The sequence below is a fragment of the Micromonospora luteifusca genome, from assembly GCF_016907275.1.
GTDB lineage: Bacteria > Actinomycetota > Actinomycetes > Mycobacteriales > Micromonosporaceae > Micromonospora > Micromonospora luteifusca.
In genome coordinates this window covers 6,477,281-6,491,384 of the sequence record NZ_JAFBBP010000001.1, presented here as the reverse complement: position 1 = coordinate 6,491,384, position 14,104 = coordinate 6,477,281, and the positions used below count along the sequence as shown (strand labels likewise).

The following is a 14,104-nucleotide window of genomic DNA, read 5'->3' as shown; positions in this document are numbered from 1 at the left end:
AGACTAGCTCGATTAGTCGGCGTCGGTCAATACAAAGGACCGGCCCACGCCGGCGGGATGAACGTGCCAGGCCCGACACGGACGTCCAGGGCAGGTGAACCCCTGGTCAGAAGTTGATCGGCACGGTTCGGGCACTGACGCGGCGGAGCTGCAGCCGTGGCCCCCGCTCGCCGGTCACGCCGGGTAGAGCTCGTCCAGCAGTCGGCCGAGGATCTCCGGCGTACGCTCCGGCGGCTCGGCCTCGACACAGAGCCGTTCCATGGCCACCGCGTAGTAATCGAGATCGTCACGCTTGTCGAGGTAGATGGCGCTGGTGAGCTGTTCAATGTAGACGATGTCGGGCAACTCCTGGTCACCGAAGCGCAGGATGGTGAAGGCGCCCCCGGCGGCGGCGTGGCCACCGGCGGCGAACGGGATGACCTGGAGCCGGATGTTGGGCGACTTGGTCGCCTCGATGAGTGCGGTGAGCTGGCCGCGCATGACCATGGGGCCGCCGATCGGGCGGCGCAACGCCGCCTCGTCCACCACGGCCCAGAGTTGCGGCGGGCTCTCCCGGCGGAGCAACTGCTGACGCTGCATCCGCAGGGCGACGCGTCGGTCGATCTCGGCCGGGCCAGCCGCGCCGTGCCCGAGCAGCACGACCGCCCGGGCGTACTCCCGGGTCTGCAACAGGCCCGGCACGAACTGCACCTCGTAGCTGCGGATCAGCGCGGCTGCGGCTTCCAGACCCAGGTACGACTGGAACCAGGTCGGCAACACGTCGCCGTAGCGGTGCCACCAGCCGGGACTGTTGGCGTCGCGGGCGAGCTTGAGCAGCGCCTCGCGCTCGTGGTCCTCGGTGACGCCGTAGAGGGTCAGCAGGTCGGACACGTCGCGTTCCTTGAAGCCGACCCGGCCCAGTTCCATCCGACTGATCTTGGATTCGGAGGAGCGGATCTCCCAGCCGGCGCCCTCCCGGGTCACCCCGCTGGACTCCCGCAGGCGGCGCAGTTGGGCGCCGAGCAGAATGCGCAGCACGGTCGGCCCCGTTGTCGGGCCACCCTCGGCGGGAACCATCGTCACGTGCGGACCTCCGGACACCGACCCACGGTGGCCGGACACCCGGCCCGGCCGACGTGTAAGCATGCCATGGACCGACAGTGAGATGAACTCCTCCGGTCCGGCGATTCGGTCTCGTCGGTGGGACGATCCCCGCCGCCGAACGCCTAGTTGATCAGATGGTCGAAGTCGCCGTCCCGTGCACCGAGCACGAACGCGGCGATCTCGTCCACTGTGTAGATCAGCGCCGGCCCCTCCGGGTGTCGTGAGTTGCGGACCGCGATGCCCGTTCCCCCGGGCAGTTCCGCGAGTTCGACGCAGTTGCCGCTGGGGTTGCTTCGGCGGCTCTTCTGCCAGCTCAGCGGAGGCAACTGGTGGATCGGTACGCCATTGGGTGGCTGTTGCATGAGGGCGTCTTTCTGCTCACGAGCCCGCCGGTGGCCGTGGGAGGAGCGGTGACGGCGAGGGGTGCGGTATCGACATTGGACCGTCGTGCACGTGCATCTGCTATTGCATCTGCATCGGACGGCGAGCATGATAACGCACGTGATCGGTGGCCATCCGTTCACGTTGAGTTACCCCCACAGGGGCGACCATCAGGCAAAACGTGGCCCCGACGCGGCGTGCCGCGTCGATCGGAGGCTGGAGGCCGTCGAGGCGATGGGAGGGTTCGTGCCGGATCCGATGAGTGTCGCCTCCGGCATCTGTGCCGCCGGCGCGCTGCTCTCCTCCTGGCAACTGCGCAGGCGAGCGCTGCAGGCCGAGGCCGAGATCGGGCACCTCCAAGCCGAGCTGGCCGCCGAGCGGCACGCTGCGAGTCACGACCCGCTCACCGGTCTGCCCAATCGACGCGCCTTCTACCGCCTGGCGGCCACCCTGCTCACCGACGCGGCCGGCGAGCCTCTGATCGCCGTCGTGCTCGACCTGGACGACTTCAAGCAGATCAACGACCGGTACGGGCACGCCGCCGGCGACCAGGTGCTGATCAGTGTGGCCGATCGCCTCGCCGGTTTCGCCGGGGACAACCTCGTCGCCCGCCTCGGCGGCGACGAGTTCGCCGGGCTGCTCTCCAGCCCCACCGTCGACCGGCGCTGGATCGAGCACGCCACCCGCCGCCTCAGTGAGACCGTCGCCGCGCCGATTCGGCTCAACGGGTGCAGCGTCCGGGTCACCGCCTCCGTCGGGCTCGCCCCGGTGACCGGCCCGGCCCAGCTCACCGACGCGCTCAGCCGTGCCGACGCGGCCATGTACCAGGCGAAGAGCCTCGGCGGCGCACGATCTCCCCGGCAACTGGTCGACAGCGCGTTCCTCGCGGAGCACTGACCGTTCAGCCACCGGGCGGGCCACCAGCCCACCGTTCAACCGTGGCGTGGCGGAGTCAGCGCAGTGTGGTGAGGTACCGGTCCAGCGCGGCGTACGACTCGGCTGCACCCTGGGCCATCCCGGAGTCGATCATGCCGTCGCGTTGCGCGGTGGTGTCGAAGCGGGTGCTGCTCGCGATGGTGGTGCGCCCGTCCTGCTCGGTGAAAACCAGCGTCTCCACCGCAACCTGGCCGGGCATGCCCTCGAACTCGAAGGTCTGCACGATCCGCTCCGGCACGACGATCTCCCGGTATTCACCGCGGAAGACGTAGTCGTTGCCGTCCTGGGCGTGCTCGACGCACCGGTAGTGCCCACCCACCCGGAAATCGATCTCGACGTCCAGCGGGTTGCCCCGCCCCCACCAGTGCTTGAGGTGCTCGGCCTGGGTGTGCGCGGCGTAGACCAGCTCACGTGGGGCGTCGAAGGACCGGGTGAGGGTGACCTCCCGATCGGACGGCAGGTCGATCGTGAGGTCAGGGAGCTCGTTCATGGCGGGTCTCCTTCAGGTCGCGTAGGTGGTCCTCCAAGGTGTCCTAACGGTCGTCCCAGAGCCGGCGGTACTGGTCGACCCACTCGGCATATACGTACACCCTCCGGGTATGGGCAAGAAATCCATCTGACGGGCGAAAGGAACTCGACGTGGCGAACATCCGCGCCCTCGTTCTCAACTGCACCCTCAAGCAGTCACCGGGCCCCTCCAGCTCTGAGCAGCTCGGTCGGGAGGTGCTCGACGAGTTGGCCGCTCAGGACGTGGAGGGCGAACTGGTCCGGGTGGTGGACCACGATGTGCGCTTCGGCGTCTCCACCGACGAGGGCAACGGTGACGGCTGGCCGGCGATCCGCGCCAAGCTGCTGGCGGCGCAGGTGCTCATCATCGCCACACCGATCTGGCTCGGTCAGCCGTCCAGCGTCTGCAAGATGGTCCTCGAACGTCTCGACGCCGAACTCTCCGAGACCGACGACGAGGGCCGACTCCTCACCTACGGCAAGGTCGCCGGGGTGGCCGTCGTCGGCAACGAGGACGGCGCGCACCACACCATCGGCCAGGTGCAGCAGGCACTCAACGAGGTCGGGTTCACCCTCCCCGCCGCCGCGGCAACCTACTGGGTCGGGGAGGCACTGCAGACTGTGGACTACCGCGACGCCGGCCCCAAGCCCGACACCACCGGCCGCACCACGAAGGCCCTGGCGCTCAACACCGCACACCTGGCGCGGCTGCTCGCCGACCGGCCGTACCCGCCGCCGGGCGCCAAGGGTGCCGCGGTCGGCCCGAGCCGCGAGTCGGCCTGACCACGTCGGTCGGGTCCGCGCCGGCTCCTGGCCCCAGGACGTCTGCCTGCCTCGCTGTAGAGCTGCCCCGGTAATGGGGCAGCACGCGGCCCAGCGACCATCGGGCCGCGCGGCGCCACCCCGGACGCCCCATCTCGTGGGCAGCTACGACGGCCAACGCACCACCGGACCGCACGCACCACCGGACCGCGCGCACCAACGGGCCGCACGCACCACCGGACCGCACGCACCACCGGACCGCACGCACCACCGGACCGCACGCACCACCGGACCGCACGCACCACCGGACCGCACGCACCACCGGACCGCACGCACCACCGGGATGCCCCATCTGTGGGGCAGCTCTACAGGTACGCACCGAGCACCTCGACCGGGCAGCCTGGGAGACCTCGAACAGGGCAGCCGCAGCGGCGTGCGGGGTCAGCGCCAGCCGTAGCCGGCGCGCAGCGCCTGCCCGACCCGGTCGAACCGAGGCCGGTCCAGCACGGCGCCCTCGCGGCGGATGCTGTCCTCACGCATGGTGAGCACCCGGTCCAACCGGACCCAGCTCGGCCGGTTGTCCCGATCCCACTCGCCCGGCCCGAGCGCGAACCAGTGCCGCTGCCCGTCCCGCTCGCTCTGGCTGGACAGCATCAGCCCGAACAGCGTCCGGCTGTGCCGCCCGACGACCAGCACCGGCCGGTCCTTGCCCTGGCGGGGGTCGTCCTCGTACGGCACCCACGTCCAGACGATCTCGCCCGGGTCGGCCTGACCGTCCCGCTCCGGAGCGTAGGTCAGCTCCCGACGCTGCAAGGCGCTCACCTGACGGCGGCGAGCCACCTGCGCGGGGGCCGGCCCGGTCCGTCGGGGCGACGGGATCACCGCGCCTACCCGGGAGATGCGAGCCGCGACATTCCTCAACAGACCAGCCACGGCGGGCAGCCTACCCGCCGCCCGAGCGGGCAGTGCGGCAGACTGGGCCGATGACCGAGCTGCCCCGCGACCTGCCGATCCTGGAACGACGCGCGGTGCGGGTGGTGGTCACCGACAGTTTGGATCGGGTGTTGCTGTTCCACACCCGCGACCCCGACCATCCCCGGCTGGGCACCTGGTGGGAGCTGCCCGGCGGTGGCATGGATGCCGGGGAGACCTATTGCGACACGGCGGTGCGGGAGCTACACGAGGAGACCGGCATCCTGGTCACCGCCGACCAGGTGGGCGCACCGACCTGGCGCAGGCGGGCCAGCTTCCCGCACCGCCAGGTGCGGCACGTCCAGGACGAGGTCGTCGTCAGCGTGCGGCTCGCCGGGGAGGGACCCGACGTGGACGAGGCGCACCGGCTCGACTACGAGTTGGAGGACTACTTCGCCTTCCGCTGGTGGCCGCTGCCGGAGGTGATCGCGAGCCCGGAACGGTTCTACCCCGGGCAGCTCCCCCAGCTGATCACCGCCTTCCTCGCCGGCGAGGAGATCGACGAGCCCTTCGAGCTGTGGTCGTGAGCCGGGCCGGCGGGCAGAGTAGGGGCATGACGACCGATCTGCACGGGCCGCTCTCCGCGTACGCCGCACGGCTGCACGCCACGATCGGCGACCGGCACCACGTCGCCTCCCCGCTCGGCGCCTGGCTGCTGCTCGCCGTCTGCGCCGCCGCGGCCGACTCCGATCCGGCCGCCGAGGATCTGGCTCACGCGCTGGGCACCGACCTGGCCACCGCGGCCGAGGTTGCCCGAACGCTACTGGACGCGCCGCATCCGCTGGTCGCGTCTGCCACCGCGCTCTGGCACCGGCGGCCGGGCCAGGGCGGCGACGGTTCGACCGGGTGGCGAGCCGCGCTGCCGACGACGACCGACGTCGGTGTGCTTCCCGATCAGGCCGGGTTGGACGCCTGGGCGCGTGAGCACACCCGCGGCCTGATCGACACGTTTCCCCTGAAGGTCAGCCCGGAGGTGGTCTTCGCCCTGGCCAGCGCGCTGGCCACCCAGATCTCCTGGGCGACCCCGTTCGACGTCGCCGACGCCCGCGCGTTCGGCGCCGGCAGCGTCTGGGCGCACGGCCTACGCCGGGCGCTGCGCAGCCCGAGCCACGGCCACCGATGCGCCATCGTGTCCGACACGCGGGTCGGTGACGTGATCGTGCATGCGGCGCCAGCCCAGGCCGACGACGGCGCGGGCCTGGTGGTCCTCTCGGTGGCCGCCGCGCCGCAGGTGCCGCCGGCCGAAGTGCTGGACGTCGCGTACGACCTCAGTGTCGGCGCGGCCGACGGCGCGCAACCGGCCGGCAGCCGCTCCCTGTTCGACCTGCCGCTCGGCGAAACTCCGCTGTGGACACTGAGCGAGGAGCGGGTCCGGACCCGGGCCCGCGACGGCCGCGAGGAGCGGCACCACGCGATACTCCCCTGCTGGTCGGCCCGCAGCGAGCACGACCTGACCGCTCCGGCGCTCGGCTTTCCGGCGGCCACGGTGGCGGTGGCGAAGGCGCTGTCCCAGCCGGTGCTGGGCTTCGAGGCGCGGCAGGCGGCGATGGCCCGGTACGGCCGTTACGGCTTCGAGGCGGCGGCGGTGACCGGAATGTTCGGGGTGGTCAGCCTGCCGCCAGAGGGTGTGGCCCGCACCGCGGAGCTGCGCTTCGGCCACCCGTACGCCGTGGTGGCCGTCGCCACCGACACCCGGGCCGACCGCACCACCGGGCCGTGGCACGGGGTGCCGGTCTTCTCCGCCTGGGTCGCCGAGCCCGAGGACCTGCCCGAGGCCGACGCTTCCGACCGCTGATCAGGCCGGTGCGGCGCCGAGTCAGAACGCAGCCCCGCCGCCGCCGTCGTCGTCGCGCGGTAGTCGCGCCACCATCTCCCGGAACTCTCGGACGGTCATCGCCTCCCGCAAGGTGGCGAAGACGGCGCCGGTACCGGCCCGGGCGGTCGCCGGATCCACCCCGGCGCGCTGTCCCACCCGGTGTAGGAACTCCGCCGGACCGGCATCCGCCGGCGGTCCGGGCTCAGCAGCGCCACCGACCTCCAGACCCACGCCACTGTCCAGCCCGCCCACGCCGGGCTCCGGGCCACCGCTCACATACGGCGCCCCGGCCGGATCCGAGGTCGGGCCGGTCAGGTAGCCGCCCACGTTGTTCGGAAGGTGCCCGGTCAGCGCATCTGGTGGGCCGCCGGTCACGCGTTCGGCCATCGTCTGCAGGACGGCGCGGGCAAGGGCGGCGGCCTGCTCGGTCGGGAGGCCGGACCGCCGGGACACCGCGTCGATGAAGTGCGGGAATCCGTCGCCGCCCGCGCTGTCGGTCACGCCCGGCCGGTTACCCGCGGCCGGCGCCGACAAACTGCCCCACCAGCGCAGGGATCCACCGTCGGCACCACGGCCGCCACCGGTTGAGCGGTCAGCGCAGCAGGTCCACCGACCGCAGGTGGTCGAAGATGAGCTGGTCGACCGGGGAGGTGCGGTGCCGGTCGGCGTACCCGAGCCAGGCCATCTCGGCGATCTCGCTGGCCGGGCGCAACTGCCCCTGATATCCGGCCCGGTAGCAGGTCATGCGGACGGTGACGCTGGACGCGTGCCCGTGCGCCTGCGCGGTGAACGTGCCCAGGTGCTCCGCGCCGCGCACGTCCACCTCGACGCTCAACTCCTCGTCGATCTCCCGGTGCAGGGTCTCCAGGTCGGTCTCACCCGGCTCGCGCTTGCCTCCCGGCAGGTACCAGACGTCCTTGCCCGAGGATCGGGTGCTGAGCACCCGCCCGTCCTCGATGAGGATCCAGGCCACCTTGTCGATCTCGCGCACGATGCTCCTTCTGGCCTCCGGGAGCGGCACGCTACCACCCGATGCCCGCGGAGCGCAGGCTCACTCCGCCAGCAGGTCGAGCAGCAGCGCCGCGGTCCAGCTGAACGCCGGCGAGCCCAGCCCGGCGCCGGTGTCCGGGTGGAAGTACTCGTGGCAGCCTGCCCCGGCGACCAAGCCGATCATCGAGCGGCGCAGCCCGGCGGCCAGCTCCGGGTGCCCGTGCGCGAGCAGCCCGCGCCGGACCAGCCAGCCGATGTTCAGCCAACTCGGCCCGCGCCAGTAGCGCAATGGCTCGAAGTCGGGCGCGGTGCGGTCGTAGGTGGGCAACGGCCGGTCCATACCCCGAGCCACCCCGAACCGCGCGGACCGGGCCTCGACGACCAGCGCGGCGGCGTGCCGCGCCGGCAGGTCGGGCAGGATCAACGGCGTCAACCCCAGCACGGTACGGGCGCCGACCAGCCGGTCGGTGCGCAGGTCGCGGGGCTGGAACGTGCCGGTGCTCGGGTCGTACAGCCGTCGTAGGAGTGCCTCGGTGACCCGGGCCGCGCGGACCCGGTGCGGCCCGGGGTCGGTGCCGACGAGCGCGGCGATCTCGGCGAGGGCGTGCTCGGCGGCCCCGAACGCCGCGTTGAACAGCGGGCACTCGACCAGGAACGGATGACTGTTGACGAGGTCGCGGTCGGAGTAGCCGTGGTCGGAGTAGGCGGCGACGATCGCCAGGTAGCGCGCGTAGTCCAGGTCCGTGGGGCGGTGCGCGGCATCGGCGTGCGTGGTGTCATGCCGACGGTACGCGCGCATCACGGCCGCCTCGGCTCCGACCGCGGCCATCGGCTCGTCCCAGGCGGGGCTGTTGTCCAACCCGGACTCCCACGGATGCACGATGCAGACCAACCCGTCGGCCGCGACGTCCCGCCGGTCGGCCAGGTAGCGCTGCTGGGCAACCAGGGCGGGATAGAGCCGACGCAACGCGGCCAGGCCGGCCTGGCCGGGTGACCGCCGGTACGCCAACCACGCGGCGAGCGCGTGCACCGGGGGCTGGACCAGCCCGGAGGTGGCGACCGTCGGAGCGCCCTCGGCGTCCGCCGAGCGCCACATCTCCGGCCCCGGGAAGTACGCGCCGACGCGCAGCGCCGGGTTGAACACGATGTGCGGCACCCGTCCGTCAGCCCACTGCGCCCGGAAGAGGCTCGCCAGCTCCCGCCACGCTCGTTCGGGGCGGATCTGGGCCAGCCCGATCGCGATGAACGCCGAGTCCCAGCTCCACTGGTGCGGGTAGAGCGTGCGCGACGGCACGGTGTGGTCGTGCTCCCAGTTGGCATCCAGCGTGTCGACCGCGAGCCGGCGCAGCCCGGCCACGTCGCTCGGCCCACCGGTGCGAGCCGGGTCGGCGTCGGCGGTCACCCCACCGGCGGTCACGCGGCGGCCTTGCGGGGCAGCGCGTGTCGCAACACCGTGGCGGCCTGCTGCAGCGCACGCACCGGGTCGCCGCGCAGCCGGCACTCCAGGGCCAGCCAGCCCTGGTAGTGCAGGTCCAGCAGGGTACGCACCAGCGCGGGCCAGTCCAGGTGCCCGGCGCCGGGTTGGAACCGGTTGGAGTCGCTGACCTGCACGTGCCCGAGGTACGGCGCGGCGGCGTGCAGCGCGCGGTGCATGTCGTCCTCCTCGATGTTCATGTGGAAGGTGTCAGCGACCACCCGGACCGAGGGCAGTCCGAGCGCGGCGCAGAGCGCCACCGCCTCGTCGAGGCGGTTGACCATGTGGTCCTCGTACCGGTTGAGGGGTTCCAGGAAGATGGTGACCCCCTCGGCCCTGGCGTGTTCGGCTAGGTCGCCGAGGGCGTCGAGGAGGACCTGCCGGTCGCCGGCCGGCGGGCGCGGCGGCTCGAACGGCGGTAGCCGTCGGGAGAACATTCCCCAGGCGGCAGGGGTCATCACCCCGACGCCGCCCAGCTCGGCGATCACCGAGAGCTGCGAGCGAAGGTTGCGGACGGCATCGGCGGACCGGGCGGGGTCGAAGTCGCCGATGAAGTGGTCCATTTCGACGCAGACGGTGGGCATCACCACCCCGGCGGCGCGGGCCCGGCGCAGCTCGGGCAGGCGGCGGGCGAAGGCCAGGTCGCCTCGGCCGCGCAGTTCGATGCCCTGGTAGCCGAGGGCGGCCGCGAGGGCGTACTTCTGGATCAGGTCGGTGCCCGGCAGGAGTTGTTCCTGGCAGGCCAGCGCGATGGTGGTCATCTAGAACCTCAACACCACTTGGAGGACGTCACCGGCGCCGCTGTCGAGCAGCGCGAGGGCGTCGGCGACCGCGCTGGCGTCGACGATGTGGCTGACCAAAGGCAACGGGTCGAGGCTGTGCTCAGCCACCAGATCCATGAAGGTCTGCGCCACCCGGTCTCCGGTCCACCGGCCGGCCATGCTCGGCGCGGGGGTGGGCCCGGAGACCTGCGCGGCCACCATCTGGATGCGGTTGTGGTGGAACTCCTCGCCGAGGCCGAGCGCGTCGGCCTGGCCCTGGTAGAAACCGGCGGCCACGACCCTGCCGGCGTGTGCGGTGGATCGGATCGCCTCGTGCAGTGCCGGGTACGCGCCGGACAACTCCAGGCAGACGTCTGCGCCCCGACCACCGGTGGCCCGGCGCAGCACGACGGCGGCGGACTCGACACCGGCGTCCACAGTGGTACGGGCGCCGTAGCGGGCGGCGTGCGCCAACCGGTCGGGCATCCGGTCGACGGCCACCACCCGGGCCCCGGAGAGCACGGCGAGTCGGGTGGCGAGCAACCCGATGACGCCCTGCCCGAAGATACCGACCCAGTCGCCGAGGTGCAGGTCTCCGGCGAGCACGGCGGTCAGGGCGATGGCGCCGGGTCGGGCGAAGACCGCGGCGAGGGGGTCCAGCCCGGTGGGGAGTGGACGGACCGCGTCGGCGGCGAGCACGGCCTCGGCCCGGTGCCCCCAGATGCCCCAGACGAGCTGCCCCGGCTGCCGGTCGGTGACCTCCGGCGCCACCTCGACGATCTCGCCGACCTCCTCATAGCCGAAGCCGATCAGCGGGTAGGGCACCGGGGTCTGCCGGGGGACGAACATCCGGGCGGTGTCGTCCCAGTCTTTGCTGAGCCGGGGATTGCTGCCCCGGTAGAGGGTCAGCTCGGTGCCGGCGGAGATTCCCGAGTAGCAGGTGCGGACCCGGACCTGGCCGGGGCCGAGCGGATCCGGCGGGCAGGGCTCGAGGCTGATCCGTCGAGGCCCGGCGAGGGAGACAACCCAGTTGCCCATGTGTCACATCCCGGTAGCACTGGGCTCCAGGATAGACACAAAATCGCAATATGTCTTGTTATTGATCAATCGAAGGTGTTGAATCCGGCATGTACCCTTCGAGAGGAGTGCCACCGATGTCAGCACCTCCGAGGCGGATACTCGCCACCACCCTGATCCTGGCACTGACAGCGTCCACCCTGCTCGCCTGCGGAGACGACGAACCGGACAGCAACAGCAAGAAGATCACCGTCTGGAGCCTGGAGGACGTCGCCGACCGGGTCACCGCCACCAAGGCGATCATCGCCGACTTCACCGCCCAGACCGGGATCCAGGTCGACCTCGTCACCGTCAACGAGGACCAGTTCCCCTCCCTGATCGCCGCCAACGCCGCCGCCGGCGACCTGCCCGACGTGGTCGGGTCGGTCTCGCTGGCCGGCATCCGTACGCTCGCCGGCAACGAGCTGCTGCACGCCTCGGCGAACGCGGAGGTCGTCGACAAGCTGGGCAAGCAGACGTTCTCTCCCCGGGCGCTGGAGCTCACCTCCGACGACGGCAAGCAACTCTCCGTGCCCAGCGACGGGTGGGGGCAGCTGCTGGTCTACCGCAAGGATCTGTTCGCCGCCGCCGGACTGGCCGCCCCCGACACGTACGAGCGGATCACTGCCGCGGCGGCGAAACTGAACACCGGCGGCGTCGCCGGGATCACCGCGGCGACCGCCCCCAGCGACGTGTTCACCCAGCAGACCTTCGAGCACCTGGCACTGGCCAACGGCTGCCAACTCACCGACGACTCCGGAAAGGTGACACTGGATTCACCCCAGTGCGTCGAGGCGTTCCGCTTCTACGGTGACCTGATCCGCACCAGCTCGGTGAAGGGCGCTCAGGACGTGGACACCACCCGGGCCACCTACTTCGCCGGCAAGGCGGCCATGGTGATCTGGTCGCCATTCATCCTCGACGAGCTGGCCGGGCTGCGTAACGACGCCAAGCCGACCTGCCCGCAGTGCCAGGCCGATCCCACGTTCCTCGCGAAGAACAGCGGGTTCGTCACCGCCATCAAGGGCCCGAACGGCACCGAACCGGCGCAGTACGGCGAGATCAGCTCGTGGGCCGTGCTGGACGGCGCGGCGGCCGACCCGGCGAAGTCGTTCGTGGAGTACATGCTCGGCGACGGCTACCCCCGCTGGTTCGGAATGTCCCCGGAGGGCCGCTTCCCGGTGCGCAAGGGCACCGCCGGCGAGCCGGAGAAGTTCCTCACCGCGTGGAACACCAGCCAGGCCGGGGTGGACGTGAAGAAGCCACTGGCCGAGGTGTACGGCGACGAGGTGCTCGCTACCCTGCGCCGCAGCCCGGACACCTTCGGGCGCTGGGGGCTCACCCAGGGGCAGGGCAATCTGGTTGGCGCCATGCTCGGCGAACTACCGGTGCCCAAGGCGTTGACCGACGTCTACTCCGGCAAGTCCGACGCCGCGGCAGCCGCCGGACGGGCCAAGAAGGACGTCGAGGCCATCAAGGCGGGCGTCAATTGACCACCACCGCGCCCGAGACCGGCCGCTCCCCCACCGGGGAGCGGCCGGCGCGGGCCCGCCGACGCGGCCCGCTGACCCTGCGCCGCCGTGAGTCCCGCGCCGGGCTCGCGCTGGTCGCACCAACCCTGCTCGTCACCATCGCCGTCATCGGCATTCCGATCGTGTGGACCGTGGTGCTGGCCTTCCAACGGGTCCGGCTCGCCACGCTGCGAAAGACCGGCCTGTTCGGCGATTTCACCATGGACAACATCGACCGGGTGCTGCACACCCCCGGCTTCGCCGACACGCTGTGGGTCACACTGGTCTACAGCGTCGGCGGCACCGTCGGGTCGATCCTGCTCGGTCTGGTGGCCGCCCTGGTGGTGCGCCGGCCGTTCCGGGGCCGCACCCTCGTCCGGGCGTCCATGCTGCTGCCGTACGTGGCGCCGGTGGTCGCGGTGACGTTCGTCTGGCAGGTGATGCTCGACCCCCAGCTCGGCATCGTCAACGCGTGGGGTCAACGGCTGCTCGGCTGGGACGCCCCGGTGCCGTTCCTGTCCCAGGAGTCGACCGCCCTGACCACGGTGATCGTGTTCGAGGCATGGCGGTACTTCCCGTTCGCGTTCCTGTTTCTGCTGGCCCGGCTCCAGGCCGTGCCCGGGGAGTTGGAGGAGGCCGCCCGGGTCGACGGCGCCACCCCCACCCAACGCTTCCGGCACATCCTGCTGCCGCAACTGCTGCCGGTGATCGCGTTGCTGGGCGTGCTGCGCTTCATCATGACGTTCAACAAGTTCGACGACGTCTACCTGCTCACCGGTGGTGCGGCCGGCACCGAGGTGGTGAGCGTGCGGGTGTACGAGTTCCTCACCGCCCGTACCGACATCGGCGCGGCCTCCGCGCAGGCCGTCGTACTGGCCGTGGTGCTCATCGTGTTCGTGTTGATCTACCTGCGCTTCTTCGGACGGAGGGTGGGTTGATGGACCGGGACCTCGTCGAGACGGTGAGCCTGCGTTGGCTGCGCCGCCTGGTGATCGCCGCCTTCCTGGTGGTCACCGTCTTCCCCTTCTACTACATGCTGGTGCTCTCGGTACGCCCCATCGAGCGGCTGCTGCTCGACCCCGGCTCGCTGGTGGTCGGCTTCGGTGAGCTGACCGTGGCCACGTACGCCGAGGTCCTCAAGGCCACCGACGACGGTGGCCAGGGGTTCCTCACCTTCATCCGTAACAGTGGGGTGGTCGCGGTCGCGGCGACCGTGCTCACTCTGGCGGTGGCGATCCCCGGCGCGTACGCGGTGGCCCGCCTGCGGTTCTTCGGGCGGCGGCAGGTCGACTTCCTCTTCCTGGCGGTCTACCTGTTCCCGTCGATCGTCATCGCGATCCCGCTGTTCGTGGTGTTCAGCCTCGCCGAGTTGCGCGGTTCGTTGTTCGGCCTGGTGCTGGTCTACATCTCGCAGACCCTGCCGGTGTCGGTCTACATGCTGAGGAACTACTTCGAGACCATCCCGGTGAGTCTGGAAGAGTCCGCCGCCATCGACGGCGCCGGGCGGCTCGGCATCATCCGGCGGGTCAGCCTGCCCCTCGCCATGCCGTCGATCATGGCGGTCGCGCTCTACGACTTCATGATCGCCTGGAACGAGTTCCTCTTCGCCCTGCTGTTCCTGGTCGACAAACCCGACCGGTGGACGGTGTCGTTGGGGCTGTCCCTGCTCGCCGACGGGGTGGAGGTGCCCAAGACGGTGCTGATGGCCGGATCGGTCGTCCTCACCCTGCCCATCGTGATCCTCTTCTTCGCGAGTGAGCGCCTGCTCACCGAGGGTCTGACCAGCGGCGCGGAGAAGGGATGAGCGTCTCCCCCAGGTCTGCGGCCGCGCCCTCGGCGGTCCGGTTACGGTGGC

The 14,104-nt window shown here is 71.2% G+C and carries 16 protein-coding genes; 7 read left to right on the top strand and 9 right to left on the bottom strand.

Annotated features, from left to right (window positions below; translation table 11 throughout):
- Positions 1 to 174: 174 nt before the first annotated feature.
- Both JOD64_RS29245 and JOD64_RS29240 read right to left on the bottom strand, forming a co-directional pair.
- Positions 175 to 1,056 (bottom strand): Sco1979 family transcriptional regulator, encoded by an 882-nt coding sequence (locus JOD64_RS29245; protein ID WP_239561872.1) that lies wholly within the window; start codon positions 1,054 to 1,056, stop codon positions 175 to 177.
- A gap of 149 nt (positions 1,057 to 1,205) precedes the next feature.
- Positions 1,206 to 1,445, bottom strand: a complete 240-nt coding sequence (locus tag JOD64_RS29240; RefSeq protein WP_204945210.1) for a DUF397 domain-containing protein — start codon at positions 1,443 to 1,445, stop codon at positions 1,206 to 1,208.
- Between the two features lie 265 nt (positions 1,446 to 1,710).
- On the opposite strand from JOD64_RS29240, the gene JOD64_RS29235 reads away from it, so the two are divergent.
- Positions 1,711 to 2,361: a GGDEF domain-containing protein gene (locus tag JOD64_RS29235; RefSeq protein ID WP_204945209.1), complete on the top strand. Its 651-nt coding sequence runs from the start codon at positions 1,711 to 1,713 to the stop codon at positions 2,359 to 2,361.
- A gap of 55 nt (positions 2,362 to 2,416) precedes the next feature.
- Here the strand turns inward: JOD64_RS29235 and JOD64_RS29230 are convergent, their stop codons facing one another.
- Positions 2,417 to 2,890 carry an SRPBCC family protein gene (locus JOD64_RS29230; protein WP_204945208.1) on the bottom strand — a complete coding sequence of 158 codons (474 nt, stop codon included), beginning with the start codon at positions 2,888 to 2,890 and terminating at the stop codon, positions 2,417 to 2,419.
- A gap of 149 nt (positions 2,891 to 3,039) precedes the next feature.
- Here JOD64_RS29230 and JOD64_RS29225 point away from each other — a divergent pair, with 149 nt between their 5' ends.
- Positions 3,040 to 3,690, top strand: coding sequence for a flavodoxin family protein (locus tag JOD64_RS29225; RefSeq protein WP_204945207.1), 651 nt, complete (start codon positions 3,040 to 3,042; stop codon positions 3,688 to 3,690).
- A gap of 420 nt (positions 3,691 to 4,110) precedes the next feature.
- Here the strand turns inward: JOD64_RS29225 and JOD64_RS29220 are convergent, their stop codons facing one another.
- Complete coding sequence (locus tag JOD64_RS29220) at positions 4,111 to 4,602, bottom strand: type II toxin-antitoxin system PemK/MazF family toxin (RefSeq protein ID WP_030336385.1); 492 nt, start codon at positions 4,600 to 4,602, stop codon at positions 4,111 to 4,113.
- 50 nt (positions 4,603 to 4,652) lie between these two features.
- Here JOD64_RS29220 and JOD64_RS29215 point away from each other — a divergent pair, with 50 nt between their 5' ends.
- Together JOD64_RS29215 and JOD64_RS29210 are read left to right on the top strand one after the other, a co-directional pair.
- Positions 4,653 to 5,168 carry an NUDIX hydrolase gene (locus JOD64_RS29215; protein ID WP_204945206.1) on the top strand — a complete coding sequence of 172 codons (516 nt, stop codon included), beginning with the start codon at positions 4,653 to 4,655 and terminating at the stop codon, positions 5,166 to 5,168.
- 26 nt (positions 5,169 to 5,194) lie between these two features.
- Positions 5,195 to 6,436 (top strand): hypothetical protein, encoded by a 1,242-nt coding sequence (locus tag JOD64_RS29210; RefSeq protein ID WP_204945205.1) that lies wholly within the window; start codon positions 5,195 to 5,197, stop codon positions 6,434 to 6,436.
- A gap of 21 nt (positions 6,437 to 6,457) precedes the next feature.
- Here JOD64_RS29210 and JOD64_RS29205 read toward each other — a convergent pair whose 3' ends face one another.
- From JOD64_RS29205 to JOD64_RS29185, 5 genes are all read right to left on the bottom strand, one after another.
- Positions 6,458 to 6,958, bottom strand: a complete 501-nt coding sequence (locus JOD64_RS29205; RefSeq protein ID WP_204945204.1) for a DUF2267 domain-containing protein — start codon at positions 6,956 to 6,958, stop codon at positions 6,458 to 6,460.
- Between the two features lie 91 nt (positions 6,959 to 7,049).
- Positions 7,050 to 7,448: an NUDIX hydrolase gene (locus JOD64_RS29200; protein WP_204945203.1), complete on the bottom strand. Its 399-nt coding sequence runs from the start codon at positions 7,446 to 7,448 to the stop codon at positions 7,050 to 7,052.
- A gap of 60 nt (positions 7,449 to 7,508) precedes the next feature.
- A complete protein-coding gene (locus JOD64_RS29195; protein WP_372434210.1) occupies positions 7,509 to 8,864 on the bottom strand; it encodes an MGH1-like glycoside hydrolase domain-containing protein in 1,356 nt (451 codons plus the stop codon).
- Positions 8,861 to 9,682, bottom strand: coding sequence for a sugar phosphate isomerase/epimerase family protein (locus JOD64_RS29190; protein WP_204945202.1), 822 nt, complete (start codon positions 9,680 to 9,682; stop codon positions 8,861 to 8,863). Before JOD64_RS29190 ends, JOD64_RS29195 begins: the two co-directional genes overlap by 4 nt.
- A complete protein-coding gene (locus JOD64_RS29185) occupies positions 9,683 to 10,720 on the bottom strand; it encodes a zinc-binding dehydrogenase (protein WP_204945201.1) in 1,038 nt (345 codons plus the stop codon).
- 116 nt (positions 10,721 to 10,836) lie between these two features.
- Here JOD64_RS29185 and JOD64_RS29180 point away from each other — a divergent pair, with 116 nt between their 5' ends.
- The 3 genes from JOD64_RS29180 to JOD64_RS29170 are packed head-to-tail and all read left to right on the top strand — an operon-like array spanning position 10,837 to position 14,053.
- Positions 10,837 to 12,231, top strand: a complete 1,395-nt coding sequence (locus tag JOD64_RS29180) for an ABC transporter substrate-binding protein (protein ID WP_204945200.1) — start codon at positions 10,837 to 10,839, stop codon at positions 12,229 to 12,231.
- Positions 12,228 to 13,187, top strand: coding sequence for a carbohydrate ABC transporter permease (locus tag JOD64_RS29175; protein ID WP_204945199.1), 960 nt, complete (start codon positions 12,228 to 12,230; stop codon positions 13,185 to 13,187). Before JOD64_RS29180 ends, JOD64_RS29175 begins: the two co-directional genes overlap by 4 nt.
- The gene (locus JOD64_RS29170) at positions 13,187 to 14,053 is read left to right on the top strand and encodes a carbohydrate ABC transporter permease (RefSeq protein WP_204945198.1); all 867 of its coding nucleotides are present in this window, start codon (positions 13,187 to 13,189) and stop codon (positions 14,051 to 14,053) included. Before JOD64_RS29175 ends, JOD64_RS29170 begins: the two co-directional genes overlap by 1 nt.
- Positions 14,054 to 14,104 lie beyond the last annotated feature (51 nt).

Bases quoted from the DNA above. Each gene is read 5' to 3' on its own strand.
- JOD64_RS29245 (WP_239561872.1), bottom strand. From the start codon at position 1,056: ATGGTTCCCGCCGAGGGTGGCCCGACAACGGGGCCGACCGTGCTGCGC.
- JOD64_RS29240 (WP_204945210.1), bottom strand. From the start codon at position 1,445: ATGCAACAGCCACCCAATGGCGTACCGATCCACCAGTTGCCTCCGCTG.
- JOD64_RS29230 (WP_204945208.1), bottom strand. From the start codon at position 2,890: ATGAACGAGCTCCCTGACCTCACGATCGACCTGCCGTCCGATCGGGAG.
- JOD64_RS29215 (WP_204945206.1), top strand. From the start codon at position 4,653: ATGACCGAGCTGCCCCGCGACCTGCCGATCCTGGAACGACGCGCGGTG.
- JOD64_RS29210 (WP_204945205.1), top strand. From the start codon at position 5,195: ATGACGACCGATCTGCACGGGCCGCTCTCCGCGTACGCCGCACGGCTG.
- JOD64_RS29190 (WP_204945202.1), bottom strand. From the start codon at position 9,682: ATGACCACCATCGCGCTGGCCTGCCAGGAACAACTCCTGCCGGGCACC.
- JOD64_RS29185 (WP_204945201.1), bottom strand. From the start codon at position 10,720: ATGGGCAACTGGGTTGTCTCCCTCGCCGGGCCTCGACGGATCAGCCTC.
- JOD64_RS29180 (WP_204945200.1), top strand. From the start codon at position 10,837: ATGTCAGCACCTCCGAGGCGGATACTCGCCACCACCCTGATCCTGGCA.
- JOD64_RS29170 (WP_204945198.1), top strand. From the start codon at position 13,187: ATGGACCGGGACCTCGTCGAGACGGTGAGCCTGCGTTGGCTGCGCCGC.